This is a genomic window from Bradyrhizobium sp. CCGUVB23 (assembly GCF_024199885.1).
In the GTDB taxonomy this organism is placed as follows: domain Bacteria; phylum Pseudomonadota; class Alphaproteobacteria; order Rhizobiales; family Xanthobacteraceae; genus Bradyrhizobium.
The window spans coordinates 514,920-540,440 of sequence record NZ_JANADQ010000002.1; the positions used below are offsets into that span (position 1 = coordinate 514,920).

Here is a 25,521-nt window from a genome sequence, read left to right on the forward strand (position 1 = left end):
CCGATTGCCCATAATCCTCCGTTAGACCTTACCACATTCCCGACGTCTCGCGGCCTCTGGCTTTGCGTTATGCAGTGACAGACGCCGGAGCTTGATAAACGCCACCGCGGGCCATCAAGGCCCAAGCGATACGCGCTAATTTGTTTGCCAAAGCGACTGCGATCAGCTTTGGGGGCTTCTTCGAAACCATTCTCGCCAGCCAGGATCCGGCTGGCGCTCCATATCGTCTTGCCCATCGCACCACGGCGGTTGCACCAAGAACAAGCAGGCGTCGGAGATCTCGTTGGCCCATCCTGGAGATTTGGCCGAGCCTGTCCTTACCTCCGGATGAATTCTGTTTGGGCGTGAGACCAATCCAGGCCGCAAAATCACGGCCCTTGGAAAAAGTCTCCGCCGAGGGTGCCAAGGCCTCCATCGCTGTGGCGCAGATTGCGCCGATCCCCGGAATAGTCATCAAGCGTGAGGCGACATCGTCCTGTCTGGCACGAGCCCGTAGTCCCTTCTCCAGCTCTGCGATCTGCTCCGACAGGGATTCAACATGCTTCAGGAGATCCTGGCAAAGACCCCGGGCGAGATCGGGCAGGTCTGGATAGGTTGCCATCAGCTCTTTCAAACGGGGGATGTGTCTGATGCCCTGAGGGACGATCAAGCCGTATTCCATAAGATGTCCGCGTAACGCATTGACGGTCTGCGTGCGCTGCCGGATCAACAGGTCGCGAACCTTGAATGCCATGGAAGAAGCCTGCTTCTCGGCGCTCTTGACACCGACGAAGCGCATCGTTGATCGAGACGCGGCTTCGGCGATCGCTTCCGCATCGGCAGCATCGTTCTTCTGGCGCTTGAGGAAGGGCTTCACGTAGGAGGGGTTGATCAGCCGGACATCGTGACCAAATTTGCCGATCTCTCGTCCCCAGTAATGGGCACTTGCGCAGGCCTCCATCGCGACCACACAGATCGGCAAGCTGGCAAAAAACTCGAGCAATCTGCCGCGATTGAGCTTCTTGCGCAGAACGACGCTCCCGTCTGGCCTTGCGCCGTGGATCTGAAATACGTTTTTTGCCAAATCCAAACCAATGATGCTAATCTCGTCCACGGACGTCCTCCTTGCCGGTCTTAAACACCCGCACTATGGCACATTTGATGCCGTCGGGGGGCGTCCACTCCATCGGCTATGCCGCCTACAAGGGCCTGATCAAGAACGGCGGCCATCTGGTGCAGCTGGCGTTCTGCTTCGCGCATGCGCGGCGGAAGTTCTGGGACGTTCACGTCGCGACCAAGTCGCCGATTGCCGCGGAAGCGCTGCTGCGGCGCGGCGATCAAAGTGAGAGTGCAGCGTCAATCAAGATGAGAATGCCGCCGCTGGACGGGAACGTAGGGAGGGCGTAGCCCGACCGGAGTTTCCGTCCAGCGGCGGCGGCCTTTTCGAGGCCTTTCTCTGGTGGTCGCGGTCGGCCGGTATGCCGGTGGTTTTTCCGATTCGGAGGAATCACTTTTGTGCCCGGCCGCCACATAACCGACCATCAATTGAGGCTCTACATGAAGCTCAGGAAGACCCATCCGACGCCTGTCGCCGCGGCGAAGGCGTCGATCAGCGTGGCAACGGCCTACCGGATCGAGAAGGATCCGATACTACCTTCGCAGAAGAAGGAGCCGCGCGGACGACGGCGTCCCGATCCGCTCGCCGACATTTTCGACGCTGAAGTTGTGCCGCTGCTGCGGGCAGCGCCCGGCATCCGGCCCGTGGCCATTTTCGAGGAGATGATGCGGCGCCATCCCAAGTTGGGCGAAGGAGTGCGCCGGACGCTGGAACGGCGCATCCGAGGCTGGCGTGCCGTCCACGGTGAGGAGCAGGAGGTCATCTTCCGCCAGGCGCACGAACCCGGCAGGCTCGGTCTGTCGGACTTCACCGACGTGGCCTCGTTCGGCGTCGCCATCGCCGGTCAGCCGCTCGACCACCGGCTCTATCATTTCCGGCTCGCCTATTCGGGCTTCGAGCACGCCCATGTCGTGCTCGGCGGCGAGAGCTTCGTGGCGCTGGCGGAAGGCCTACAGAACGCACTCTGGTCCCTCGGTGGGGTGCCGCGCGAGCACCGCTCGGACAGCCTGTCGGCCGCCTTCCGCAACCTGGACAAGGACGCGCGCGAGGATCTCACCCGCCGCTATGACGAGCTGTGCAGCCATTACGGCATGATGCCGTCACGCAACAATGCCGGCATCGCCCACGAGAACGGCTCGATCGAGGGCCCGCACGGCCATCTCAAGCGGGCGATCGAGGATGCACTGTTGCTGCGTGGCACCGTCGACTTCGATGATCTCGCCTCCTATCGCCGCTTCGTCGACGAGATCGTCGGCCGCCGCAATGCCCGCAACGCCAAGCGCATCGATGCCGAGCGCGCCCAGCTTCGGGAACTACCTGAGCGGCGCACCACCGACTATGAGGAACTCAGCGTGCGCGTCACCTCCTCAGGCGGCTTCACGCTGCGCAAGGTCTTCTATACCGTGCCCTCGCGCCTGATCGGCCATCGCTTGCGTGTGCGCCTCTACGACGATCGGCTCGATGTCTTCATCGGCGGCACCCATCTCATGACGCTACCGCGCGGGCGTGCTTCCCCGTCCGGCAAGCATGACCAGGTCGTCAACTACCGGCACGTCATCCATTCGCTCAGAAGGAAGCCGATGGCGTTGCTCAATCTTGTCTATCGCGACCGGCTCTTCCCGCGCGAGGCCTACCGGCGGACCTTCGATCTCCTCGTCGAGCGTCTGCCCGAGCGCCAGGCCTGCCGCATCATGGTCGAGCTTCTTGGCCTCGCCCACGAGCGCGGCTGCGAGAGCGAACTGGCCGAGGAGCTGTCCATCTGCCTCGACAATCACCGGCTCCCCGACATGGCCGCGGTGCGTGCCCGCTTCGCGCCCGATCCCGCGCGCCTGCCCAACGTGGTCGTCCGCCTTGCGCCGCTTCAGGCCTACGAAGCGCTCATCGGCGCCAGCCTGGGAGACGCAGCATGAAGAGCGCCTCGATTGACCCCGCCAAGCTCAGCCTGCTCCTTAACGAGCTGCGACTGCCCGCCAGCAAGGTGATCTGGCCACAGTTCGCCGAGCAGGCCGACAAGGAGGGCTGGCCCGCCGCGCGCTTCCTCACTGTGCTCGCCGAGCACGAACTGGCCGAGCGCGATCGCCGCCGCATTGAGCGGCACCTCACAGAGGGCCGCCTTCTGCCCGGAAAGACCCTCGACGCCTTCGAGTTCGACGCTGTACCGATGGTCTCCAAGGCTCAGGTCATGGCCATCGTCGCCGGCGACACCTGGTTGGAGAAAGGCGCAAACCTGCTCTTGTTCGGCCCGCCGGGCACCGGCAAGAGCCATCTCGCCTCGGCGATCGGTCTCGCCCTCATCGAGAACGGCTACAGGGTGCTGTTCACCCGCACCACAGATCTCGTCCAGAAGCTGCAGCAGGCCCGCCGCGACCTCGTCCTCGAGAGCGTGCTGGCCAAGCTCGACAAGTTCGACCTGCTCATCCTCGATGATCTCGCATACGTCACCAAGGACCAGGCCGAGACCAGTGTGCTCTTCGAGCTCATCAGCGCCCGTTACGAGCGGCGCTCCATGCTGATCACCGCCAACCAGCCCTTCGGCGAGTGGGGGAAGATCTTCCCAGACCCCGCCATGACGCTCGCCGCGGTCGACCGGCTCGTTCATCATGCGACCATCTTCGAGATGAATGTCGAAAGCTACCGGCGCCGCCAGGCCGTTGAGCGCAAAAAGGGGCCCGGGCGCCCAGCGTCATACGCCACACCCGCCGATATCGCCCCTGATTGACGCGGCGCGACAATCAACCTGACAAAGCACTTGCGCGCGTCAATCAAAGCCGCGATCATCACACCCGCCGCGACACCAGATTCTCATCCAGATTGTCGCGCACCTCTCTCCCAGATCGTCGCGCTACACGCTGCAACGGATCGCGATGTTTTACGCCATCGAGGATCGCATCCGCGGTCTGCCGGCGGCGCATCGGGCTGCTATGCGGCAAAGCGACACCAGGCCGTTGATCGAGGACTTCAAACCCTGGCTTGAGGCGCGGCTGCTGGAAGTCTCGAAGAAGTCCGGTCTGGGCAAAGCCATCCGCTACACCCTCAACCATTGGGACGGCCTGACCCGCTTCATCGACGACGGACGCATTGAAATAGACAGCAATACGGTTGAGCGCAGCATCAAGCCGATAGGCCTGGGAAAGAAGAACTACTTGTTCGCCGGCAGTGAAGGCGGCGCCGAGACATGGGCCATTCTCGCCTCGCTCATCAACTCGGCAAAGCTGCAAGACATCGACCCGCGGCACTATCTGACCGATGTTCTCGAGCGCATCATCTCTGGACGTACCAAGATCAATCAGCTGCACATGCTGCTGCCGTGGAATTGGAAGGCCGAGCGCGACAGTTCGCCGGCAAAGCTCGCCGCCTGATCAGTTCGACGGCAGGGCATCTGGAACTTCCTGCGCATCGCTGGTGTCGTCATAGATCTCCTCGCGGATCACGCGCAGTGTCACCTCGTGCAGATAGACTTGCAGCGCCCTCTCCAGCTCGGTGAACTCCGGCAGCAGCACTTTGTCGACGAAGCCTCGTGACGCGCGGATCATCACCGTGTTGCGTCGCTGGCGGTGATAACGAAACGGCCGCAGCCCGCAGCGACGGCAAAGCGCCAAGAACAGGTGCCGCGACCATTGGTCGGGAAGTGAGAATTGCTGTTCGATCGGTGGATCGTGGCGAGCGAGCTCCTCGACCCGGGCCCGCACCCGCCGCAGCGCGGCTTCCGCCGCAAGGCGCTCACCAGCAGTGCCCGCACCCACGAACAACGCCTCGATCTTCCGAAGCTTCTCGCGCAGCTGAGACTCGCTGGTCATTCTGATTCCCGTTGCCCGCTCCGAACCGGGATCACCCCATCACCGCGTGCCTGCGGCGTCAATCATCCCGACCGCGCTATCCAGAGCATTCCGCGCGAGTCAAGGCCCGGCACGGTGAGCTTCCCGTGACGCTCACATACGGTACGCCATCGACGCCTCCAAGCTCGAACGCGATCTCGGCTGGAGCGCTGTGGAGAACTTCGAGAGCGGCATCGACAAGACGGTGCGCTGGTATATCGAGCAGAAGCCGTGGTGGCACGCGATCCTGGAGCGTCGGTATACCGCGAACCGGCTGGGGTTGACCGAGTAGCTGCCGTAGGCTTCCCGCGTGCGGCGAAGCGAACGAGACTGGCAGGCCAAGTCCTCCCGCGCTTGCCCAAGTCGTCTAACGCTTGAAGATATAGGCCAACAGCTGTGCAGGTCTCGGCATGCAAGCGTGCGGCTGAGAATCGGTGCAAGATCGAGGAATGTCTGAATGCGGTCCTTGCGAGACCCAGCGAAAAACGACGTCGTACCTGTGCGGAGGATAGGGCTCCGCAACTGACGAAAGCGTTACTGGCTCGTAGAGATCGTCGGTCGATATTGCGGGAAATTGGAACCTGGGAACATCGTTTGATTTGGTATCGGCAAGACCGAGAGCGCTTGCGTTGAAGCTCACGTCAGCGGCTGCCTCACTCGGAAAGTTCACGCGAATCTTGCCAACTCCGCCTGCGATGGTAGGCGCTGAGAACGATGGAAGTCCAGGGAGCGATCCCCTCCCAACAATATCGGTTGAGCTACTGGAAGAAATCAGCTTTACAGTTCTCCAACCTCCCATCTTATACGCAAGGTATATACCATTTCTCCGGCCTTCATCGAACTTTGTGTAGACAATGAGCGGAGTACCCTCCGTGGTTACGTTCAGTTGGGCATTGTTGACTAGGCCTTGCCCCTCACCCACATCATCTACGACATCGCAATTCGTTGGATTGATTGAGCCGAAGAGTGGATCACCGTTAGCTCTGTTCCAAGCAGCAAGGTCGCCACTTTTGACAAAGCAAACTCTGAAATTTGATGCCACGTCCGGGGTTTTCCGCCAGACAATCGCGACATTGATCTCACCGTTCGGCCCTGCTACGAACGGCGTCGGGTATGCACTCACGGACTTATCTTCCATCCTATCAGAGAAGAGGGGCGCTTCGGAAAGGCGACTCCAGTTCCTACCATTGAGTACATTCGCGTACCACGCCCCATTACCACTTACCCCATTCCGAAAGACCATAAACAGACGTTTTCCAAGCCTCTGAAAAGAGGGATAGGTCACGTGCCCCTCGTTTCTTCCCGTCATTGACGCCGGTGACAAGTCTGTGATCGAAAGCGGGGACGCTGAATGAAAGTATTTCAAAGGCTGAGCGTGGTTCACAAAGATGACATGCAGCCTTTCATGGTCGTCAAGAGCTAGCTTAGTATCATCGTGGCTGTCCCAGCCAGGCGTTCGACCTGGAAGCTCAATACGCTGCACCGCTCCCGAGACAAGATCTATGGAAGCAACGCGGAATTTTCGTTGTGCGCTGTAGTATACGATGAACGCGCGCTCCCCCACGGTCAAACTTGAAAATCGTGAATTCGTGCCGGTCCAAACAGTATCTACCAGCACAATCGCGGGCCGCTTCTCATCTGCAGCCCAAGCAAGTCCGAGAACGCAAAGCACCGCGAATACAAGAATCGCTTTCCAGAAGCGCAACAGAGTTCGTTGCAACTCTAGCATTGGTAATATAGTCTCCATAGGGAAGGCAGTATAGGTGCCGACCGCTTCAAAGAGTCAACGTTTGCAGAATGGATTGTGATGCGACTACGTCGACTTGTTTCGCGCGCTTTTAACAATCGATCGCCGACACTGGCGGAACGATTCTACAAGCATTCGCGCCCTGACATCGATAAGTGGGAACATTATATCACTAAGTACTCTGAACTGTTTCTCGGACTTCCACCAAAAGTTGCCTTGCTTGAGATTGGCGTCTACCGCGGTGGCTCTCTTCGCCTCTGGAGTGAATACTTTTCATCAGATAGCGTTATTGTAGGCGTCGACAAGAATCCACACTGCAAGACGTACGAAAAAGCGAATATAAAGGTCGCAATCGGAGACCAGGGCGATCAACGGTTCTTGTCAGACCTCTCGGCACAATTTGGGGGCTTCGACATCGTTATCGACGATGGAAGTCACCTCGTCTCCGACCAGATCGCATCGTTCCAGGCACTCATACGATCAACTAGATGCGCCTACGTCATTGAGGACACTCATGCCGCGTATTGGCAGGCACCTCCAAGCAAGGCCGACCTGTCGAATTTTCTGATTCAACAGTTCGATACATTGCATGAGTGGTTCGTTGCAGCCGGAACGTCTGAATCATTCGACGATGCCAAATGGATCAATCAACATCAGACTGAAATATCCGACCTGCGACGTAGGCTGGTCTCAATCGAGCTACTCGACAGCATGATGATATTTCGATTGGGCACCAATCCGCCCCCAAAGAGATTACGTACCAAGATTGTGGGTGTAGCTAAGACCTGACCTAGGCGCTCCCACGGCTTGCGACCTTCGGCAGCAAGATTGCAGCCAACCGGCCTCCGGCCAACTACGGCCTCCTGGAAGCTAAGCCTTCATCAAAAAGAGCGAATCCTGAAAGCTTAAGACGCTCTTTCTTCCCGCCCAAGTACCATAGAATGCGGCCGCAGTGTGAAGGCCCAATTCAGCCAGGACCTCTCGCAACCAGATCTCATCAAAAGAGATCGCGTGCAACGGATCGTCCGCGTTGAAATAGGAACAGTGATCATTCAACACATACTTCATTGGATATGAAGACTGCTTGAACGATTCCAAACGCCTACTCTCGCCATTCGATAGAAAGAATGTAGCGTATATCACGCTCTTCTCATCCATGACCGATACAATTTCCTTCAGATAGGTGATCACGTCCGCTTCATACATATGTGTAAAGACGCTTAGGACAAAGATCGCATCAGGAGATGCGTATCGCCTATCTATTCTGAAGTCTTCCGTTTCTAGCTTGCCCGACGCATTGTAGCGATCGTTCATTGCGTCAAAGTGATGAAATTCATAATTTGGCAGCACCGGAGACAAATTGGATTGCAGCCAGTTGATCTGAGGCGCAAGCACGTCCGCGCCCCAATAATTGCCGCGATATCCCTTTGCCGCTAGGGCGTATGCGATACGGCCGAAGCCACAACCAATGTCGATAACCGGTCGTCCGCGAAGCTGCAGAACCCGAGTGCCCAAAGCAAGAAGACCCGCTCCATTCTTGGGAAAGCTCTCCCAAGTTTCGTTCATAAATAGCAAGTCTCTCGGGGGAAGAGGAAGCACTTTGCCGTCCACTTCCAACACGGGTCGTTCCATCGGTTTAGCTCCACCTAACTCACAACTTCCCAACAACCTCCAGCCCTAGGCTAACGTTTTCCTTAATTGCTTGTGCCTGGCTAACCTGCTTTTCCTTATCATCAAACAGTGCAGCAGCCAGGGAACGAACGCTGTTCAAGAGCGGATTCTCTTCCATAAACTTCACGGCAGCCTTTACCCGCCGTTTCGAGTGCTTCTTGAACAATGCCTCAGCGCCTGCCTCCATATACTTGGTTCGTTCGGCATCGGAGTAGCTCTTGGACTTTGCATGGAAAACGTACGTGTTCGTGGCAATGGCCAGTTCAAAGCCAGCATCCGCCGCACGAAAACAAAAATCGTTCTCCTCTCCATATCCAAATGGAAACGCACTCTCATCAAACTCGCCAATCGCCTCGAGCACTGCTCGTCGGATACACAGACAAAACCCGTGGACTAGGGGCGTCAGCGGATAGATCCCATTCCAGCTCGCTTCAAGATGCTGATCCAAATCGTGAACAGTCATGCCTTCGGGTAAAGGATTGATGGCCGTTTGTCCAACAGCTCCCTTAACGCTAGGCACGGACTGATAGCTTGCAGCATTTGAGAGTGGACCAACTATTCCGCGAGCATCCGAGCTGAAAAGAGCACTGCGCAACTTCCTAATGCCTGTAGGAGGAACGAGCGTATCACTATTGAGTAGAACGACCGCATCCGCTTTCGATTGGCGCAGTGCTGCATTCACCGCCCTCGTGTAACCGCCGCGCGCAGCAAGTGGTAGGATCGTATGCTCTAGCCAAGAGTACTGAAAGCGCTCGATCGCCAATTTGGTTGGCTTGTCAGATGCGTCATCAACCAAAATAAGTCTAAAGTTGTGATCCGCCTGATCGACCAACGACCGAATGCACTTCAAGACGTCGTCTAGCGCGTTATGGACGCAGACAATGATATCCACTGTCGGCTCGCGCACGCCGGAGCGCTTGGCTGCCGTCTTTTCTTTAGCGCCCCTCCTCCGGTCCAAGGGCGCCCCCTCTGCAAAGGATACTCTCGCAGGCCTGTACCACGGTTGATCCGAGAGTGGCCGGCCGGGCCATTTATTCATGCCGTGTTCAAAGAGGCAGAAATCGGGAGCATCCCGAAGCGAGAGTCGATCTGCGAACACAGGCTTCCAATTAACGCCACTCTTAAAGATCGCGTAGTTGATACTAATCTGATCTCGGCGGCTGAAGCGGTCCATTTCGGTCCACCAAACCCTGAACATCTCTCGAATTTCTTTGCGCTGTCCGAGGAAGCAGAAGAAGTTTGTTTCGATCAGTTGGCTTGACGCCAACTCGGAGATCGTCACGTACCTCCGGACTTGCTCGTTGATAAGATCGGCTTCGTCCAGCTTCATCTCTTTGCAGATTGACGCTTCTTCGAAGCAAGTCTCTCGAAGCGGATGGGCGATTGCCGCCAGAGAAATATCGCCTCCTAGCATATCCAAATAGGGCTGGAGGGTCCGCCGAATAAGGACGTTTGCATCGACCCAGACGAAATTCTCGTAGTCGACGCAATAATTAGTCAAGTGCGTTTTGACGTAACGCGCGCTTCGTCGCGGATCAGGATCGCGGTAGTCTGCCTGTATAATGTTGAATACGCCATAACCATCGACTTGATTATCGCTGAAGCAATAGTAGTCGCAATCGTCCTCCAAAATTTCTGGAAGAAGCAGAGTATCGAAATCTCCAAACACGGCTGTGCAAACAGCAGTTCGCCCACGTCCCTTATTCTTCCGGCTGGCGCGATATTGCAGGATATCCTCCGTACGATCTCGCTCGAGAGGCTTATAGAGCCTCTTCGGGTGATAGTAGCTCGTGAGGTTGTGCGCAACGTCGACAGAGATGCAGCTTACCTGGTATCCAAGGGTCAATGGAACAATGCCCAAAAGCCTTTCAAGCGCATGGGCAAACGTTCCATCTAGCTGTCCTTCTTCGGGAGCAAACTCATCGAGTGTGAGCTTTGCGGTTAAGATTGGCGCAATCGCAGGTGGCCGTACCCAGAGAAATGAACCGGCTGGATAATCCGGGCACACGTCTCCGGTGTACTCCAGGCCTATACGATCGAGCGCAGCGTCCACAACGGCTCGGTTCTTGCCCCAATTTGGTTGGCTGCGAAGCGCCCCATGGTATGGCGGATGCAACAGTCCGAGACCAGGCCGCGTTTCAAATTGATTGAGAATAGATCTTACGAGTTCCTCCGATCCGAGAATATGGTGACAGAGAAACCGTCGCCAATCGCCATGTGCGAAGTTGTGCGCCGAACGTTTTGAATGGAGGTGACAAAGCAGATCGTACTTTGGGATCTCATCAGCCAGATCCACAAAAAGGGGCGCCATATCTCGACCACGATTTTCGCAATGCCAAACGTCGATCAGATCTACATTCGGAAGAAGCATTCGGAAGTGCGCCTCTATGCTCAGCAGGTCATTGACCGATTTAGGCACAGATATGTAGAGGTCAAAATCGATCGGAATGTTAGCTAGATAGTCGGCCAATTCCTCGGATAGCTCGGGGTAGAACAAGTGGAGGTGGACTGCGATCTTAGGAGATCCCACAACCTTTCGATCGTATGAGAACACCTGCTCGAATGGGCCATACTCGGGTACACCGACACGAAATAGTGTGGTTTGTCGGTTGCGGGCTTCCGGTTTTGGAGCCCGCCCCTCCTTTTGCCCAAACAGAAGGAAATGAACCAAAGGATTTGCTTTGGACGCCTTCACGTCCATGTTTGCATTGATATAGCCGTTAGTATCGAAATCTGGCGATGGATCGCGTCCTTCTAGAAATCCGATCTCCAGATAATGCTTAAGCGGTCCTCCGGGGTAGCCCGCAGCATCGGGATGCGTTTTCAGATACCAATCCGAATTGAGGAATGGACTAGGATCCCGATCGTCCAGGTGCAATAAAAAGTCAGCCAAGGGCGTTCGATCTTCGTTGAATGGACCGTACTTGGTTGAGTACCATGCATGAGAAAACAGCGCGTTCGGAGATCGGTCCTTCAGCGAGCCAACAAATATGTAGTGCAGAAGAGGATTCCAGCCGAAAGCCTCCAAATCGCTGTTGGCCAACTTGTAGAACTTCAAATCGAAAATTGGATTTGGCGTCCGGTTCTCGCGGTATCCCTTCCCGTTGAAATGAGAGAGAGGGTCGATACCTGCTCCCGCAACGTCCTTATTTTTGAAAACGTACCATTCAGAGGAGAAAAGACCTGACTCCTTTACAATCTGCCTCACTTTTGATGCGTCAAAAGTCAGCTCTCCGCTCTTCACAAATTCGGCGGCCTCTCTGTCCTCGTTGATCCCCCTCAGCAAGAAGTGAGAGTAGGGATTCATCCCAGCCCTTTTGATGTCTGGATACTTTGACAAGTACCATCTGGGCGAAAAATAGAAGCTCGGTTGGAGATGGGCGGCCCACCCCACGTCCCTAAAATGCTGCTCGGGAGTTTGATCGGGTGCCAAGGTGATCGAGTTATGCCGGACGTACCACTCCGGATCGAAGTACGGCGTGGCATCAAGCAAGCCTTCGATCTCAGCGAAGGACGTATATTTGGACATTCCCATTTTTCGATCAATCACCAACGCGACTATTGCGCCGCACGACGACTGCGATGCAAGAACTGAGCCTCAGAAGTCGAGCAGAATGCACTGAATAACGACGTCGAGTCGTAAGATTGAAGGTCTAAGACTCGAAGGATGACTAGCGCAGAGATTCTGTCTCCCGTGTGAAGGTCCTGTCGCTTGTCGCGCCAATCGACCGGAGGCGGCGCACGGCGCCCTCATTGCGCTGCCTCGCCGCGTGTTGATACCAGTTCACCGCAGCGTCGCAATCCCGCGTGGTGCCCCGGCCCGACATCAACGCGTCGCCCAGCGCAACCTGCGCTTCGGCCATGCCACGCTCGGCGGCCCTCTGAAACCATTCCGTCGCCTTCGTCACGTCAGCCTCGCGCCCCTGTCCCCTCCCGAGCATCACGGCAAGGTTGTACTGCGCAACCGTATGTCCCTGCTCTGCAGCGGCCTCGTACCAGTTCACACCCTCTGCAAGATCCAGGCCCACCCCGTAGCCCGTGCAGTACATGACGGCGAGCCGGAATTGTGCGGCTGCATGCCCCGCGCGCGCCGCCTTGGCCATCCATGATGCTGCTGCCTGCGCATTCTCGGCGCCGCTCTTCGGATCCAGATGGAGGAGTCCCAGCATATACTGCGCCTCGACATGGCCGGCATCCGCTGCGCGCGTGAGCCATGGGGTGGCACCTAGCATATCGACGGTCCCGCCGAACCTACCCATTTTCAGCGCGCCTAGTTGAAACGCCGCCGGGGGATGACCGGCCTCGGCGGCCTCTCCCAATAAGGAGTGCGCGCGTGCAACGTCATCATCGGACGCATTCTGATGAAGCAGGAAGAGCGCATAGGCGGTCTTGGCGTCAGGATCTCCGCTGCCGGCGGCTTTGCTCAGCCATTCGGACGCCATTTCCTGATCTTTCGGAACGCCCGCCCCCATCGAGTAGAGCTTTCCGAGCTGCACCTGCGCCGCGCAGAAGCCGCCATCGGCAGCGCGCTCGAACCATTTGATCGCGGCCTCCACATTGCGCTGAACGCCGGAGCCATTGAGATAGAAGATTGCAAGGTTGAACGCGGCAGTGAAGTGACCGTTCTCGGCCGCGCGCTCGAACCACTTTGCGGCCCGACGAATGTTGGGCGAGACACCGACACCAGTCGCATAGAACCGGCCGACTAGGAATTGCGCCCGCACATCGCCCCGCTCAGCGGCCTTCTCGCACCAAGCCGCCGCCTCCCGCGAATCGGGCTCAGCATCGGCTCCGTTCGAATAGAATCCCGCGAGTGCCTGAATTGCCGGAAGGTAATCCTTCCGCGCCGCCTCGCGCAGCGCGGTCTCGGCGCGATCGATGTCTTTGGCGACGCCCTTGCCGCTAAGCCGTAGCAAGCCGATGTTGTAGAGTGCGATCGGATCATCATGCATGGCCGCACTCTGGAACAGGCGAGCAGCCTCAGTCGGGTTCTCGGGCAAGCCCATACCCTTCAACGTCATGAATGCGAGCCCAATCTGTGCCCTCACATGATCCTGCGCGGCGGCCTTGCCATACCAGATCGCAGCCTGCGCGCAATCGACGAGTACGCCGCGCCCCTGATAATAGACATCGCCGAGCGCGAACTCGGCTGGTGCAAATTTCTGATCGGCTGCCGCCCGATACCATCGAAGTGCAGCAGCGAAGTCCTTCACGCACCCCCGCCCTTCGCTGTAGAGATTGCCCAGGATGGTCTGAGCATCCGCTTTGCCGGCTTCGGCCGCGGCCGATATCCAGCGAAACGCGGCGCAAATGTCCTTAGCGACACTGGTCCCGTGCGGGAATATCAGGTGATGCACATTCGACGCGGTATCGCCCAATCGCGCGGCGGAGGATTGACGCCAGGTCTCCGGCCTATTCGGTCCGAGGCTGGCGTTAACTCCGTACAGATATATCAGGCCGAGTTGATATTGCGCCTCGGCGTGACCTCGCTGCGCCGCACGTTCGTACCACACCGCGGCATCGGGAATGCTGCCCGCTACTCCCTGGTTCTTGGCGTAGAGCATGCCGATCCGATAGTCCGCTTCCGCGTCGCCGTTTTGCGAAGCTCGCTTCCAGAGCTTTAGTGCCTCCAGATAGTGGCCGCGCTCGAACGCTGCCTCAGCCGGACCACGCCGCATTTCGTCAGAGCTGCGAGAGGCGCGCCAAAGCCATTGGAGGAGCGATCGAGTCAATGCCGTCATGGCTCACGCATGGCCTCCCGGATGCCCTTCAGCATTCCGCCAAGCAGATACATTCCGACCGACCGCGTGCCGACATGGACGTCTCCCGCAAGCGTCATGCCAGGAATGAGGCGGAAGTTTTTCGGGACATCCTTGAAGTTCGTCGAGTCCACGGAGCACCGCGCCTTGTAGTAGGCTTCGATAGGCCTTCCATCATCGTCGGCGGTGAAGGCGCCCTCGCTGATCCAGCGCACTTTGCCCTCGGCTGTACCATGCTCGGCGGCATTGAACGCATCGATCCGCATCGTGCAGGGGTCTCCGGGCCGGATAAAACCGACATCGCGCGAGGCGATGCGAATTTCAGCCTCGAGCCTAGTGTCGGTCGGCATCAGGGTAATGAAGGGATCGCCGGGCTTCAGCACCGACCCGACCGAGAGCCTTGCGATCGTCAACACGACCGAGTCTTCGGCGGCGGTCAATCGGACCAGATCCTGGTGCCTGAGCGCCTTCTCATAAGAGGCTCTCGCCTCATCGAGCTTGTTGCGGGTCGTCACGAGATCCTGACTCAGTTGCGCAAACCATTGCTGTTTGAAGGCGTCACGGTCCGCGATTGACGCGGCGAGCGTATTCTGGGCTTCGATTAGGCTGCTATGGGTGTTCTCCAGGGTCCGCAGCAATTCAAGCCTTGTGTCCTGGGAAATAAACATATTGAGCTGCGAGCCCGTGCCGTGGTCGGCCAGCGTCGTGCGCATGGTCTCGATCTTCTGCAAGATCTCGTCACGCTGCCGATATCGCGCATCATCCCCGCGAAGTTTCTCCATGGTCGCCTGGGTCTGCTTCATCTTCGAATCGAAACTATTGATCTGAGCGGTATATTGCGCCATCCGCTGATCATAGAGCGCCTTCTGCAAGGCTGCGTATTTCTGGTAGTCCGGGCCTGGTTTGCTCGCAAAGACCAGCGGATGCTGGTTCAGCTCGGCTTCATCGCGCGCCACCTGAGTCTCGAGGCTAGCGATCTGCGACTTCGCCTGGGTCAGGTCCGCCGACGTAAAGGTCGCGTCCAGGGTTGCAATAAGCCGTCCCGGTTGGACCTGCTCGCCTTCCCGCACGTCAATCGTCTTAATAATCGATGGATCCAGCGCCTGAAGGACGCTGATCTGTCCCACCGGCACGATCCGCCCCCCAACGCTGGTGATGACGCGATCTATCCGCGTCAGAGCCAGAATGGCAACGATCGTGACCAGGAAGGCCGAGAGCACAAACAGTGTTGCTCGTGCGACCAGAGGCTCAGCCTCCTCTCGGATCGCATCCGTTTCCGATTGAAATTGGCGAACGGTCGCAAGCGCTCCATTAGGAGACAAGCGTCGGCCTCCCGAATCGTGCTCGATCGTTGCCGGCTGCCGGCATCAAATGCGCGTTCTGCTGATACCACAGCGAACTGTAGATATCGTTGCGCGCCAAGAGCTCCTCATGCCGCCCGATATCGTCGACCACACCACGATTAAGCACGAGAATTGCGTCGGCCTTTGTCAGGGACGACAGGCGATGCGATATGATAATCAGAGTCCGGCCATGCGCGATGCGCGTTATGTTGGCGTTCACGATCGCCTCGCTGTCGGCGTCGAGCGCGCTTGTCGCCTCATCGAGAATCAGGATGGGTGGGTTGACGATCAATGCACGCGCGATCGCGAGCCGCTGCCGCTGCCCTCCCGAGAGGTTCGGCGAACCTTCATAGATATGCGTCTCGTAGCCACGCGGCAGCTTGTCGATGAATTCCTGCGCACCCGCCAGCCTAGCCGCCCTGACCACCTCATCGAACGACGCGTCCAGCTTGGCCGCAGCGATGTTTTCGCGGATGGTCCCACTGAACAGAAAATTCTCCTGGAGCACCACACCCACGTTACGACGGAGATGGTCGATGTCGTACTCGCGAACATCAACGCCATCGATCTTGATCAATCCCTCATAGTCGGAATGCAGCCGCTGCAGCAGACGCGTAATCGTGGTCTTGCCGGATCCGCTCTTGCCCATCACGCCCAAAGTAGTCCCCAGCGGGATTTCCAAGGAGATGTTGTTCAGCGTCGGCGATAGCGCTCCCTTGTATTTGAAGGTGACGCCGGAAAACTCCACTTTGCCCTCGAGCGGCGACCGCACGCCATGGCCGCAACGGTTCTCTTCCGCTGGAAGGTTAACGAGATTACCGACGATTGCAACTGCACTTCGCGCCTCGTCGTATTGATTGATGAGCTGTGCCATCTGCATCAGCGGACCCGAGACGCGCTGCGACAGCAGCAGGAATGAAAACAGCGCCCCGATATAGACCGGGTCGTTGCTCTCGAGCGCGAGATAGACGCCGAGCGCATAGGAGCCGCTGACGGCCAGCCGCTCCAGCGGACGCACCACCGACTGGATGGCGTTTCCAGTCATGCCTTCCACGAGCCGGGCCTTGGCGACGCGTGCGACCAAAACATCCCACATGTGGCGCTGCCGCGTATCTAGCGCGAGCGACTTGATCGTCCGGATGCCATTCAAGGTTTGAACCAAGAATGCACCCTGCGCGCCCTCCGCAGCCAGCACGGCAGTCGACGCCTTGCGATAATTCGGCAACATCAGGACGAGCCACGCGACGATCAATGTCGACAACGCGAGAACCACGAACGTCATGACCGGGCTGAAGAAGAACATGACGGGCAGGAAGAACACCAGCGTCGTAGAGTCGAGAATGGTGCCGAACAGTTGCCCCATCAAGAACGCGCGGATGCGAAAGACTTCGCGAATGTCGCGCGCGACGAGGCCGACGGCCGTCTGCTCGAAATAGTCGATGGGAAGATTGAGGACCTTTTCGAAGACGTAGGTCGACAATTTGACGTCCAGCCTGGTCGTCAAGCGATGGACAAGGAACTGTTTCAAGAACGAGAACGTCGCCTCGAAGGCTATGACCACCAGCATCGCGACGCAGAGCACATAGAACGTGTTGTACGCCTTGTAGAAGATCACCTTGTCCGACAATAAGCGCCAGAACATGATCGGCGCCAGGCCGAGGAGCCCGAGGATCAATGCGGCCATCGCGACGTCGCGGACCATGCGGCGTTCGCGAAATAACAGCGCGGCTACCAGGCCGAAACTGAACGGCTGCGCTTCGTCCGATATCTCGTAGTTGCGCTTGATCAGGACGATATCGCCGGACCAGATATCTGCAAATCGTGGTTGGTCGACAACGAGCAGCGCGTCTTCCGCGGCATTCGGATCTCTCAGCACGATGCGCGTATCGTGGACGCCTCCCTCCACACGCAGGAGTACCATGTGGCTCCCATTGCGAAGCCTAACGATGACCGGGAGCGCCTTCTTCAGATGAGAGAGCCCGCTCCAATTGAGCTTGACGCACTTCGCGCGCATGCCCGCTTTCTCCGCACAGCGGACAAGCTGATGCACTGTGACATTCTCGTCCGGCAGCAGGTTGTCTTGGATGAGCTGTGAGGACGTGAGGTGCAGCCCGTGCTGTCGTGCGATGATAATCAGGCACCCCAGTGCCGATGCGGGCGCCGCATCGGCCAGGTTCCGGTCATCGGCACCGTGGGCGGTCATGGGGGTCAAGTGATCTGCCAATTATGTTAGGACACTAACATTCAGCTACCATAATAACATTGAACGGCGGAAAAAGCCAACCGCACTTATCGTTCAAATTGTAAGGGATGGCTTGGCCGCACTCACGGATACCTCACGCTTGGGCTTCCTGAAAATTGAAGCCGGATTCTAACAAAGACCTCTGGACGGCCTCACCGTCGGTCTCGGGCATAAGCGCGAGCGCGCAGATCTCGAAATTTCGGCTGATGATCGAAACGGTCGGAAACCCGGCCATCAGCAGGAGATTACCGAGCCGCTCGGCCGTAAATCCGGTGCGGTGGGCCATATGGACGCGCCCCTTCTCGATCGCGCGCGAATGGCCATAGAGCATGTCCAGCGGGCTGATCGGCCCCGCCGGCGAATGATAGGCTATTGCGCCGATGCCATGGTCGACTATGAATTGAGCGACCGACTGCAGATCCGGGCTCATGATCAAGGCAAAACCATCGAGCTTAAGGACCTGATGGAACTGCCGCAATGCAGGATAGGCCTCGTGGGCATACAGGTGCTCGAGCACGTGCGATGTCCACACCGCGTTGAAGGACTGAGGCTTGAACGCGCCACTCAACTCAAGGATCGAGCCGATCACATCTGGTTCGACGTTCGGGTCAATGTCGAACCGGGTCTCTTCCCAACCGTGTTCGAGCATCATCGGGGCGATGCGCTGCGCCGTACCGGATCCTGAGCCCGCGTTGAGCAATCGCTTCATCGTGAGAGACTAATCCGCGCCCGCACCAGTCGCGGCGAGAGAGCCAGATGACAACATTAGCAAACCACAACACAGGCACCAGCGTACATAAGATGCGAAAGCCGCTCAGCTCAAAGGCAAAGCCCCGCCATGAGCGGGGGCTTTCTCAGCAGCGGAGCTTTCTCGGCGCAGCTTGCAGGCGCCGGTTCAGAGCTTCGGCAACTGCACGTCTCCATCGGTGAAGTGGAGATATTCGACGTCACTGACCACCACCGTCTGACTGTCCTCGAAGTGCAGCGTGTAGGATTTTGTCTTCTCGTCGACATCGACCTTGGTGACATCAAGGGAGGAGCGATCGGCGAAATCCACGGTGTCCGAGCCTGCGCCGCCTATAATCGTATCATTTCCAGTGTGGGTCTGAAGATAGAATGTATCGTTGCCGTCTCCTCCCCGCAGCGTCGAGTTCGCTCCTGACTCGCCGCCGTAGACCCAGAAGACGTCATTGCCGTCACCGCCCTCAAAGACATCGCCCTGGACGCCAATTAGCGTATCGTTACCATCACCACCGATAAGGGTGCTGTGGCCCGACGATAAATCTCGCAGAATGTCGTTGCCGCTGCCGCCCTCGAGCAGCTGAGCGCCGGTGCCCGCCTCAAGATAGTCGTTACCGCTGCCGCCGACCAAAGTGTCGTTGCCGCTACCACCATAGATACTGTCGTTACCCGCGCCGCCGCACAGTGAGCTGTTACCGTGTCCGCCGCGGATAACGTCGTTGCCGCTACCTCCATAGACCGTATCGTTCCCATAATCATATAAGTTTACGCTATCGGAACCTTTCCCCATAGCGATGAACACATCATTATGCCCGCCAATCACATCGAGCCTCTTGCCGCCAGCGTCATTCAAAATAATCGCCTTCAGGTCTGACGTGGTCTCGACGGTCGTTGACTGCGAAACGTCAAGGATCTGAACACCCGGCGCAACGCTCCCTCCCGAGAACGGCCCAGATTGAAACACAGCCTTCGAGGCATCCCCGGGATAATCACTAAATACTCCGCTATGCTGGAGCGAGTCGATCAATGCCGACCTAACACTCGGCTCGATGTGGTTTCCGCTATGGTGGAGAAAATCATCGAGTTCAGTTTTCGTCAGGTACGAGACGGCCATGGGCCCCCCCTTCAAGTTTTACTGAGGAAGATGCGACGAGCCGTTGAACGTGCTGAATATACTCTAACTTGAGCCAAATTTAAGAGCTTGCATTCGCCCCGCAATCGGCAACGCATAACGAATGCGCTCTTATTTGTTAGCACGAATGTTATGTCCGCATTCCATCCCTGTCAAGGATGAAGTCGACCCATCTGCTCGACGACGGTTCGCGGCGAGCGGCAGCTGCATCTCGCTGCAGCACCTATCAACATCAAACCAACTACTAATTGGCGATTATCACCTAGGACCACCAATATATGGCAGCTTTATCGCCACTCCTTTATCGCCACTTGAGTGACATTTGTAAGTTATCTAACGTTGCATGTATGTTATTTGACATTGGCCTGCCCCCTGCTCAAGCTGGCGGCGAGTTACTCGGAATTGTTTTGTGGTCCGAATGAAGAAACATTCTCATCAAGAGATCAAACTGAAACTCGCTCAGGCAAATGAACTGGCCGGAGGAGGCAGTTCGCAGGTGGCCATTTGCAAGACGCTTGGCGTGAGCATCATGACGCTCCATCGTTGGCGCAAACTGCCGCTCAGCAAGGACGAGGGGCAATCTTCGGAGGGGCGTAACGCGGGCACGAGTTCGCCTCCCCCTAGCATAGATGAAATGCGTCGTGCATTGGAAGAACTCGCAGTCGAGAACCGGCGCCTGCGCAAACTTGTCACGGATCTTATGCTCGAAAAGATGAAACTCGAGGAGGCTTGGCCACCGAGCGTAGCGGCTGGCCGAGCACACAATCCCTGACCCAAGTTTGTTCATCTCACTGGTCAAAGATGCCCCATCGCTCCAAATCATGCAGATGCTGAGCTGAACGTGCGTATCAATTTCTTCTCCGACTGACCGTCGCGCCCACCGCGATGTCGGTGAGGCGCGACAGCCCGCGCCAAAAGACCGTATTGCCGGGGGGCGGATCGCTGGCGCTGGCGAGATGACTGCCGAGCTAGGCGATCTTGATGAGATTGTGCGAGAGCGTTTTCTGTCTCGCTTTTGGTTTGTCGTTGACGAGGCGATCGAGCACGCCCATTCCAGTCGCGGTCAACCGCGAGGGTTGGCGGCGCGTCTGGAGCGGAACAATTGAGCATCGTCATCCAGAAGGTGTAAGCGGCAAAGAGCCAAGCGGAACGACGCTTACGGCGGAAGTGGAGCGACGAAGACAAAGCGCGGATTGTTGCCGAGATCGTTGCGGGTGGTGACTCGGTCTGTGCCGTGGCTCGGCGCCATGGATTATCGCCGCAGCAGTTGTTTGGTTGGCGCCGCCAACTGAGAGAAGCCGCGGCCGAGCGTTCCCGATCGGAAGACTTGCAGTTCGTGCCGGCGGTGGTGGGCGCGGTCGCGCAGACGCCTGTTCTTGGCAACGAGCCCAAACCGCCGCGATGCAAGTCCAGGTCCGACGTCGGAATGATCGAGATTGAGGTCGACGGCGTCACGATCCGGGTCGGCCGTGGCGCGGATGCGACGATGATCGCGGCCATCGTTCACGCGCTGAAGGCTGGCCGGTGATTGGTCCATCCGGAACGGTTCGAGTGATGGTGGCGACCAAGCCGGTCGACTTCCGCAACTATGCGGCGGTCATGATTATGCGGAGTCGACACGAAGATGGGCGGTTTTGCTCGGTTCTGGACGATATCGGCTCCGCATAATAGAGAGCGTTTTTAGATTGGCGGCGCGTGGTTCGGCACCCAACACGAGCACTCGCGAGGGGCGCCGGCGATCGCCTCGCGCGCCAGCATCAGAAGTGCGTGGTTGATCGATTGCCACAATCCGCTGTCGCGCCATTGGTAGAAATAGTACTGCACCGTGGTCATTGGTGGAAACAGAGTGGGCGGCAGCATGCGCCACGGCAACCCGCCGCGCAGCAGATAGAGCACTGCCTCGACGATGTCCCGATAGCTCCATTTCGGGCGCCGCCCGCGCTTGGCCCGCACAGGAAGCAACCTCTCCAGCACGACCCATTCCGCATCCGTCAAGTCGCTTGGCAAACGCAGCTCCTCTCGGGCAAACTGTGCCCGGGTGATATCAGTCCACATTCTCGATCCCTTTGATGCTTCGCAACACCAATGGAATCAGAACTCGCTGATATCACTCAACTTATTTTTCGGTCGGACACTAAGGTTGGGACGACTTGAAACGGCAGTGGGAGTTTTTGCAGATGCCAGATATCTGCGTCATTTTTGATCTGGATGGCACGCTCGTTGACAGCGAGACCCTTTGTAGTCAAGCCTTTCTCGACCTGCTGCCGGAATTGAGCGATCCTGGCGAGGTATTGGTCAAACGATACCGCGGCAAAAAGCTCTCGGCTATTCTCGCCGACATCGAACATCGTATCGGCAGACGCCTGCCCGATACGTTTGAAGACAACCACCGCGGGCGCGTCTCAGAGTTATTTGCGCGCGATTTAAAGCCTATGCCCGGCGTTGTAGCGATGCTTGATAACTTGAGCCATTCCAAGTGCGTTGCATCCAATGGACCTCCAGCGAAGATGCTACAGGCGCTCGAAATAAGCGGACTTGCATCCTACTTTGACCGCACCTTCAGCTCCTATGATATCGGCATCTGGAAACCCGAGCCTGGCCTCTTTCTCCATGCCGCACAAGAAAGGGGCTTTACGCCAAGCCAATGTGCGGTGGTAGAGGACAGCGATGTTGGTATCCAAGCCGCAATCGCGGCTGGAATGGTGGCGTTCCACTACCTACCACACGATCCGTCATCCGCCCACCAAGACGCGACGGCGCTTCACGACATGTCTCAGCTGAATGAGCAAATCGCGCGGACATGGACCTGAGAGTTTATCAGGCGCTTGTCCCAAGGTGGGGTCAAAACGTCGCTTACACGCAACACAAGCATGCATCTTTGAGCGAGCGGACCCGCCTGAGGCGAGGCCGCCCTACATCACCGCGGGTGGATGGTGGCTGGAAAGGAATTCGGTGATGTCGTCATAGCCCAGCAAGTTGCGTGCCAGCATCGCAAGTGTAGCGCTTGCCGGCAGATCTCGTTGCGTTAGAATCCTACAAGGTTTGGCAGGCGGCTAACTCAACAGGCTTAGGTATGCTAACAGCCTTGGTGTGCAATGCGGGCATATTCCACACGAAGGAGGCCTCAGATGGTCTACAAGACACTTGTCAATCCAAGTGTGCTGACGCTTACGGCGTTGCTCATCAAACGTGTTGGTTCGGAGCCGAACCAGTAGCGGACCGATGTCGCCGCGGCGCGGGCGGCGGGCAGACGGATGAGTACGTCATACACAGAACCTTTCCTCAACGGGCTCGTGATTATCTCGTCTTACGATGGTGCGTTTTCGAACGCCCCGCAGACCGTAACAACTCGCGGCAGCAGCTGGGACCATCTGTTGAACACACACGACACGCTGACTGTCAGCGGAGCGGGCAGGCTGAACGTGATGGGCTCGAACACATAAATGTAGCCAAATGTAGCCTACGGTCTGCTGATCCCAGCGGCGGGACCTGGGCAGATCCTGGACGACAAGGCGGATCCTATCGACGCCGCCGACTGTTCGACGGGGTGCAGCAGATGGACGGAAAGCACCGGCCAGTGGTGACCGCGCGCGTTGGCATGTATGGCCTTCCGACCGCGACGCTCCATGGCTCCTTCATTTGGGTAGTACAGCAGGGACCAACGGTGCTCTGGGACAGAGTATCCCTCGGAGACGTTCAAGAGTCCATGAAACGACCGCAGGTCATCATGGGAGACGGTATATGCATATGAACACCAGTCTTGCTGTACACGAACCGACCAAGGCGCTCCGGCTGGTCACACAGGCGTATATGCGCCTTCTCCTCATCGCTTTCGCCCTGATGCCCGCCCAGTTCACCGCCTATCTGTATTTCCATCAGGATCCTACGCTAACCTTCGAAAATCACCTGTTCCACGAATTCGCGATTGCCGTCGCCACCCTCGAAGGTCTGTTCGTCACCTATGTGACGTGGCGTTGCTACCAGTCTTCAGGCGAACCTCTGTTGCGTTGGTTGACGCTGGGTTTTCTCGGTTTCGTGCTGATCTATTCGCCGCACGGCGCCTTCACCGGGATGGCACACCGCAATATTTGGCTGTTTCTGCTCTATGGGCCAGCGTCGCGTCTTGTGATGTCGATTCTGCTCTTCGTTGGGCTACTCAGCTACAACCAGCCGTCAGACGAGGTTGAGAAGCGTTCCGATGCGCGCGCATGGCTGATATGGATCGGCCTGTTCTTAACGATGGACATAGCCGTCGCCCTGATCGCCTACTCCCCCTATGCGGGACATCCCTCGGTACGCTTGTCCATGGAGGGCGGCGCACTGGTATTCAGCGCGCTGAACGTCGCGGCTATGCTGACGAGGCGGATTCACTCCCCGCTCATGCTTATTTTCGGCATTTCGGTCGCGTGGTTTGCGTTATCGTCGCTCGCATTCATTCTTGCGACGCCTTGGAATCATATGTGGTGGCTCGCCCACGCGATTTTTGCTGGCGGGTTCTTCCTGCTAAGCTATGGCGTTGTCCAGGCTTTCCGAACGACGCAATCATTCTCGACCATCTATAGCCAGGAAGAAATGACGGCCCGCTTGGCCGAATCGATGGCCGAGACCCAAAGAGCGCTACAGCAATTGCAACTGAGCAATCAAAGGTTGGAACGCCTTGCCGCCACTGACCCACTGACCGGTGCCGGAAATCGGCGCCATTTCATCGAGCATATCGGCGACGAGATCGCGCGGACCAAACGAAGCGGTGCTCCATTATCTCTTCTGTCGATCGACCTCGATCATTTTAAGCATATCAACGACTCACGTGGCCACAGTGTCGGCGATGAGGTTCTCCGCGCATTCGTGCGAAAGTGTCTGGAGGCGATCCGCCCTTACGACTCTGTCGCGCGCGTTGGCGGTGAAGAATTTATGGTGTTGCTGCCGGGAGCGACGCTTGACGCGGCTTGCACGGTAGCCGAGCGCCTTCGATCGGCCATTGAAGGGGCTGCGTTCGACGTCGGAGCTCAACCGTCGGTCGGCCTCACCATCAGTGTTGGGGTTTCGGAGTTCGGGCGCGATGGAGACACGCTTGACGGATTCCTGAACGTCGCCGATCAGCGGCTGTATCGCGCAAAATTTGAAGGTCGCAATCGTGTGATTGTCGCGTAGGCTGTTTGCCGGGAATTGCCATGTCGTTAGTCGGTACGGCGTTGTTCAACAGCTTTCGTTCCGTCACGCGTTCAGGTGACTTCTGCCGTTGGCGGGAAGCGCGAGATCTGCATGCCGGCGATCGATGTCGACGGCGTGGGCAGGGTCGCCTTTCCGATTCTGCCAATCCAGGGCGAGCAACTTGTCGCGATCGCAAGCCGCCTTCTTTTGGGCGAGAGAAGCGGCTGTTGTCGATCGCGAGGTCCGGAGAACCTGGCAAGTCGCGCCGTCAAGTTCTGGATCGGAGGGCCACTGGGACAACACTCTAACCCGACCGATCGCGGATGTCGCACGCGAACTTGGTGTGAGCGAGCCGGTGGCGTCCGACTTCTATAAGACTCTCATCGACGATACCGGAAGGTTCTTCGTCGACCATCGCGATACCGAGAAGGTTCGCGGGTCGCGACCATGGTGCTCCTGCTGCCTTCGGACCACCGTGACGGCGAATATCGTAGATCCCGTCTTGCTTTTCGCGGTCGAGCGAGCCGCCCTATCCATCAACGTCGCGAGTAGGACAATGGCTCGCGGTCGCAAGGTTCGAGCTGGAGCTGGTCGAGCAGGCGCGCCGTATTCTTCGCTGCTCAAGACCTAGGAACATGCAGTTGCTGGAGGTCGCCTATGCCGCGCTGCGCCAGGTAAGCCATTATGCAGCTGCCCTTCATTCGCTCTTGCCACTCGCGCGGCCCAGAGCCCTCAAAGGCTTGAAGTGGCATCTTGAGTGTGCGAATCGTGGCTTCGGCCGCGTTGTGCACCTTGCAGGGTCGCTCGAAAACACTTGCCGGGAA

General features: G+C 57.7%; 18 protein-coding genes and 4 pseudogenes. 11 read left to right on the forward strand and 11 right to left on the reverse strand.

Annotation, left to right across the window (positions count from 1 at the left end):
• Positions 1-67: 67 nt before the first annotated feature.
• Positions 68-1,093, reverse strand: coding sequence for an IS110 family transposase (locus NLN62_RS50540; RefSeq protein WP_254097556.1), 1,026 nt, complete (start codon positions 1,091-1,093; stop codon positions 68-70).
• A gap of 11 nt (positions 1,094-1,104) precedes the next feature.
• Between NLN62_RS50540 and NLN62_RS53840 the strand changes: the two genes are divergently transcribed.
• The 4 genes and pseudogenes from NLN62_RS53840 to NLN62_RS50560 form a co-directional block, all read left to right on the forward strand.
• Positions 1,105-1,386 carry a transposase gene (locus NLN62_RS53840; RefSeq protein ID WP_371933172.1) on the forward strand — a complete coding sequence of 94 codons (282 nt, stop codon included), beginning with the start codon at positions 1,105-1,107 and terminating at the stop codon, positions 1,384-1,386.
• A 150-nt stretch (positions 1,387-1,536) separates the two neighbouring features.
• On the forward strand, positions 1,537-3,006 hold the full coding sequence (istA, locus tag NLN62_RS50550) for an IS21 family transposase (protein ID WP_371933173.1): 1,470 nt from the start codon (positions 1,537-1,539) through the stop codon (positions 3,004-3,006).
• The gene (gene istB, locus NLN62_RS50555; protein ID WP_254114171.1) at positions 3,003-3,815 is read left to right on the forward strand and encodes an IS21-like element helper ATPase IstB; all 813 of its coding nucleotides are present in this window, start codon (positions 3,003-3,005) and stop codon (positions 3,813-3,815) included. The genes istA and istB overlap by 4 nt, the downstream gene beginning before the upstream one ends.
• A gap of 127 nt (positions 3,816-3,942) precedes the next feature.
• A pseudogene (locus NLN62_RS50560) lies at positions 3,943-4,455 on the forward strand (transposase); the annotation flags it as partial.
• Here NLN62_RS50560 and NLN62_RS50565 read toward each other — a convergent pair.
• The gene (locus NLN62_RS50565; protein ID WP_028339957.1) at positions 4,456-4,893 is read right to left on the reverse strand and encodes a hypothetical protein; all 438 of its coding nucleotides are present in this window, start codon (positions 4,891-4,893) and stop codon (positions 4,456-4,458) included. It abuts the pseudogene before it with no gap.
• A gap of 139 nt (positions 4,894-5,032) precedes the next feature.
• On the opposite strand from NLN62_RS50565, the pseudogene NLN62_RS50570 reads away from it, so the two are divergent.
• A pseudogene (locus NLN62_RS50570) lies at positions 5,033-5,203 on the forward strand (dTDP-glucose 4,6-dehydratase); the annotation flags it as partial.
• Between the two features lie 75 nt (positions 5,204-5,278).
• On the opposite strand, the gene NLN62_RS50575 reads toward NLN62_RS50570, so the two are convergent.
• Positions 5,279-6,640, reverse strand: coding sequence for a BNR-4 repeat-containing protein (locus NLN62_RS50575; protein ID WP_254114172.1), 1,362 nt, complete (start codon positions 6,638-6,640; stop codon positions 5,279-5,281).
• A gap of 75 nt (positions 6,641-6,715) precedes the next feature.
• Here NLN62_RS50575 and NLN62_RS50580 point away from each other — a divergent pair, with 75 nt between their 5' ends.
• Positions 6,716-7,447: a hypothetical protein gene (locus tag NLN62_RS50580; RefSeq protein ID WP_254114173.1), complete on the forward strand. Its 732-nt coding sequence runs from the start codon at positions 6,716-6,718 to the stop codon at positions 7,445-7,447.
• Positions 7,448-7,528: 81 nt separating this feature from the next.
• On the opposite strand, the gene NLN62_RS50585 is transcribed toward NLN62_RS50580, so the two are convergent.
• The 7 genes from NLN62_RS50585 to NLN62_RS50615 form a co-directional block, all read right to left on the reverse strand.
• Positions 7,529-8,290 carry a class I SAM-dependent methyltransferase gene (locus NLN62_RS50585; protein ID WP_254114174.1) on the reverse strand — a complete coding sequence of 254 codons (762 nt, stop codon included), beginning with the start codon at positions 8,288-8,290 and terminating at the stop codon, positions 7,529-7,531.
• 19 nt (positions 8,291-8,309) lie between these two features.
• Positions 8,310-11,858: a rhamnan synthesis F family protein gene (locus NLN62_RS50590; RefSeq protein ID WP_254114175.1), complete on the reverse strand. Its 3,549-nt coding sequence runs from the start codon at positions 11,856-11,858 to the stop codon at positions 8,310-8,312.
• Between the two features lie 142 nt (positions 11,859-12,000).
• Positions 12,001-14,007, reverse strand: a complete 2,007-nt coding sequence (locus tag NLN62_RS50595) for an SEL1-like repeat protein (RefSeq protein WP_254114176.1) — start codon at positions 14,005-14,007, stop codon at positions 12,001-12,003.
• A 59-nt stretch (positions 14,008-14,066) separates the two neighbouring features.
• Complete coding sequence (locus NLN62_RS50600) at positions 14,067-15,410, reverse strand: HlyD family type I secretion periplasmic adaptor subunit (RefSeq protein WP_254104145.1); 1,344 nt, start codon at positions 15,408-15,410, stop codon at positions 14,067-14,069.
• Positions 15,400-17,634 carry a peptidase domain-containing ABC transporter gene (locus tag NLN62_RS50605; protein WP_254114262.1) on the reverse strand — a complete coding sequence of 745 codons (2,235 nt, stop codon included), beginning with the start codon at positions 17,632-17,634 and terminating at the stop codon, positions 15,400-15,402. The genes NLN62_RS50600 and NLN62_RS50605 overlap by 11 nt, the downstream gene beginning before the upstream one ends.
• 133 nt (positions 17,635-17,767) lie before the next feature.
• Complete coding sequence (locus tag NLN62_RS50610) at positions 17,768-18,382, reverse strand: methyltransferase domain-containing protein (RefSeq protein ID WP_254114177.1); 615 nt, start codon at positions 18,380-18,382, stop codon at positions 17,768-17,770.
• A 186-nt stretch (positions 18,383-18,568) separates the two neighbouring features.
• The gene (locus tag NLN62_RS50615; RefSeq protein WP_254104143.1) at positions 18,569-19,528 is read right to left on the reverse strand and encodes a calcium-binding protein; all 960 of its coding nucleotides are present in this window, start codon (positions 19,526-19,528) and stop codon (positions 18,569-18,571) included.
• Between the two features lie 436 nt (positions 19,529-19,964).
• On the opposite strand from NLN62_RS50615, the gene NLN62_RS50620 reads away from it, so the two are divergent.
• The 3 genes and pseudogenes from NLN62_RS50620 to NLN62_RS50630 all read left to right on the forward strand — a co-directional run bounded on the left by NLN62_RS50620 (position 19,965) and on the right by NLN62_RS50630 (position 21,074).
• Positions 19,965-20,318: a transposase gene (locus tag NLN62_RS50620; RefSeq protein WP_254114178.1), complete on the forward strand. Its 354-nt coding sequence runs from the start codon at positions 19,965-19,967 to the stop codon at positions 20,316-20,318.
• Between the two features lie 399 nt (positions 20,319-20,717).
• Positions 20,718-20,843: pseudogene (locus NLN62_RS53845) on the forward strand (transposase); the annotation flags it as partial.
• A gap of 30 nt (positions 20,844-20,873) precedes the next feature.
• The gene (locus tag NLN62_RS50630) at positions 20,874-21,074 is read left to right on the forward strand and encodes a hypothetical protein (protein WP_254104141.1); all 201 of its coding nucleotides are present in this window, start codon (positions 20,874-20,876) and stop codon (positions 21,072-21,074) included.
• A 212-nt stretch (positions 21,075-21,286) separates the two neighbouring features.
• Here NLN62_RS50630 and NLN62_RS50635 read toward each other — a convergent pair.
• Positions 21,287-21,601, reverse strand: a pseudogene (locus NLN62_RS50635) (transposase); the annotation flags it as partial.
• 122 nt (positions 21,602-21,723) lie between these two features.
• Here NLN62_RS50635 and NLN62_RS50640 point away from each other — a divergent pair.
• Together NLN62_RS50640 and NLN62_RS50645 are read left to right on the forward strand one after the other, a co-directional pair.
• Entirely contained in the window at positions 21,724-22,356 is a 633-nt protein-coding gene (locus NLN62_RS50640) for an HAD-IA family hydrolase (RefSeq protein ID WP_254104139.1), read from the forward strand.
• 937 nt (positions 22,357-23,293) lie between these two features.
• Complete coding sequence (locus NLN62_RS50645; protein WP_254114263.1) at positions 23,294-24,697, forward strand: GGDEF domain-containing protein; 1,404 nt, start codon at positions 23,294-23,296, stop codon at positions 24,695-24,697.
• The last annotated feature ends 824 nt before the right edge of the window (positions 24,698-25,521 follow it).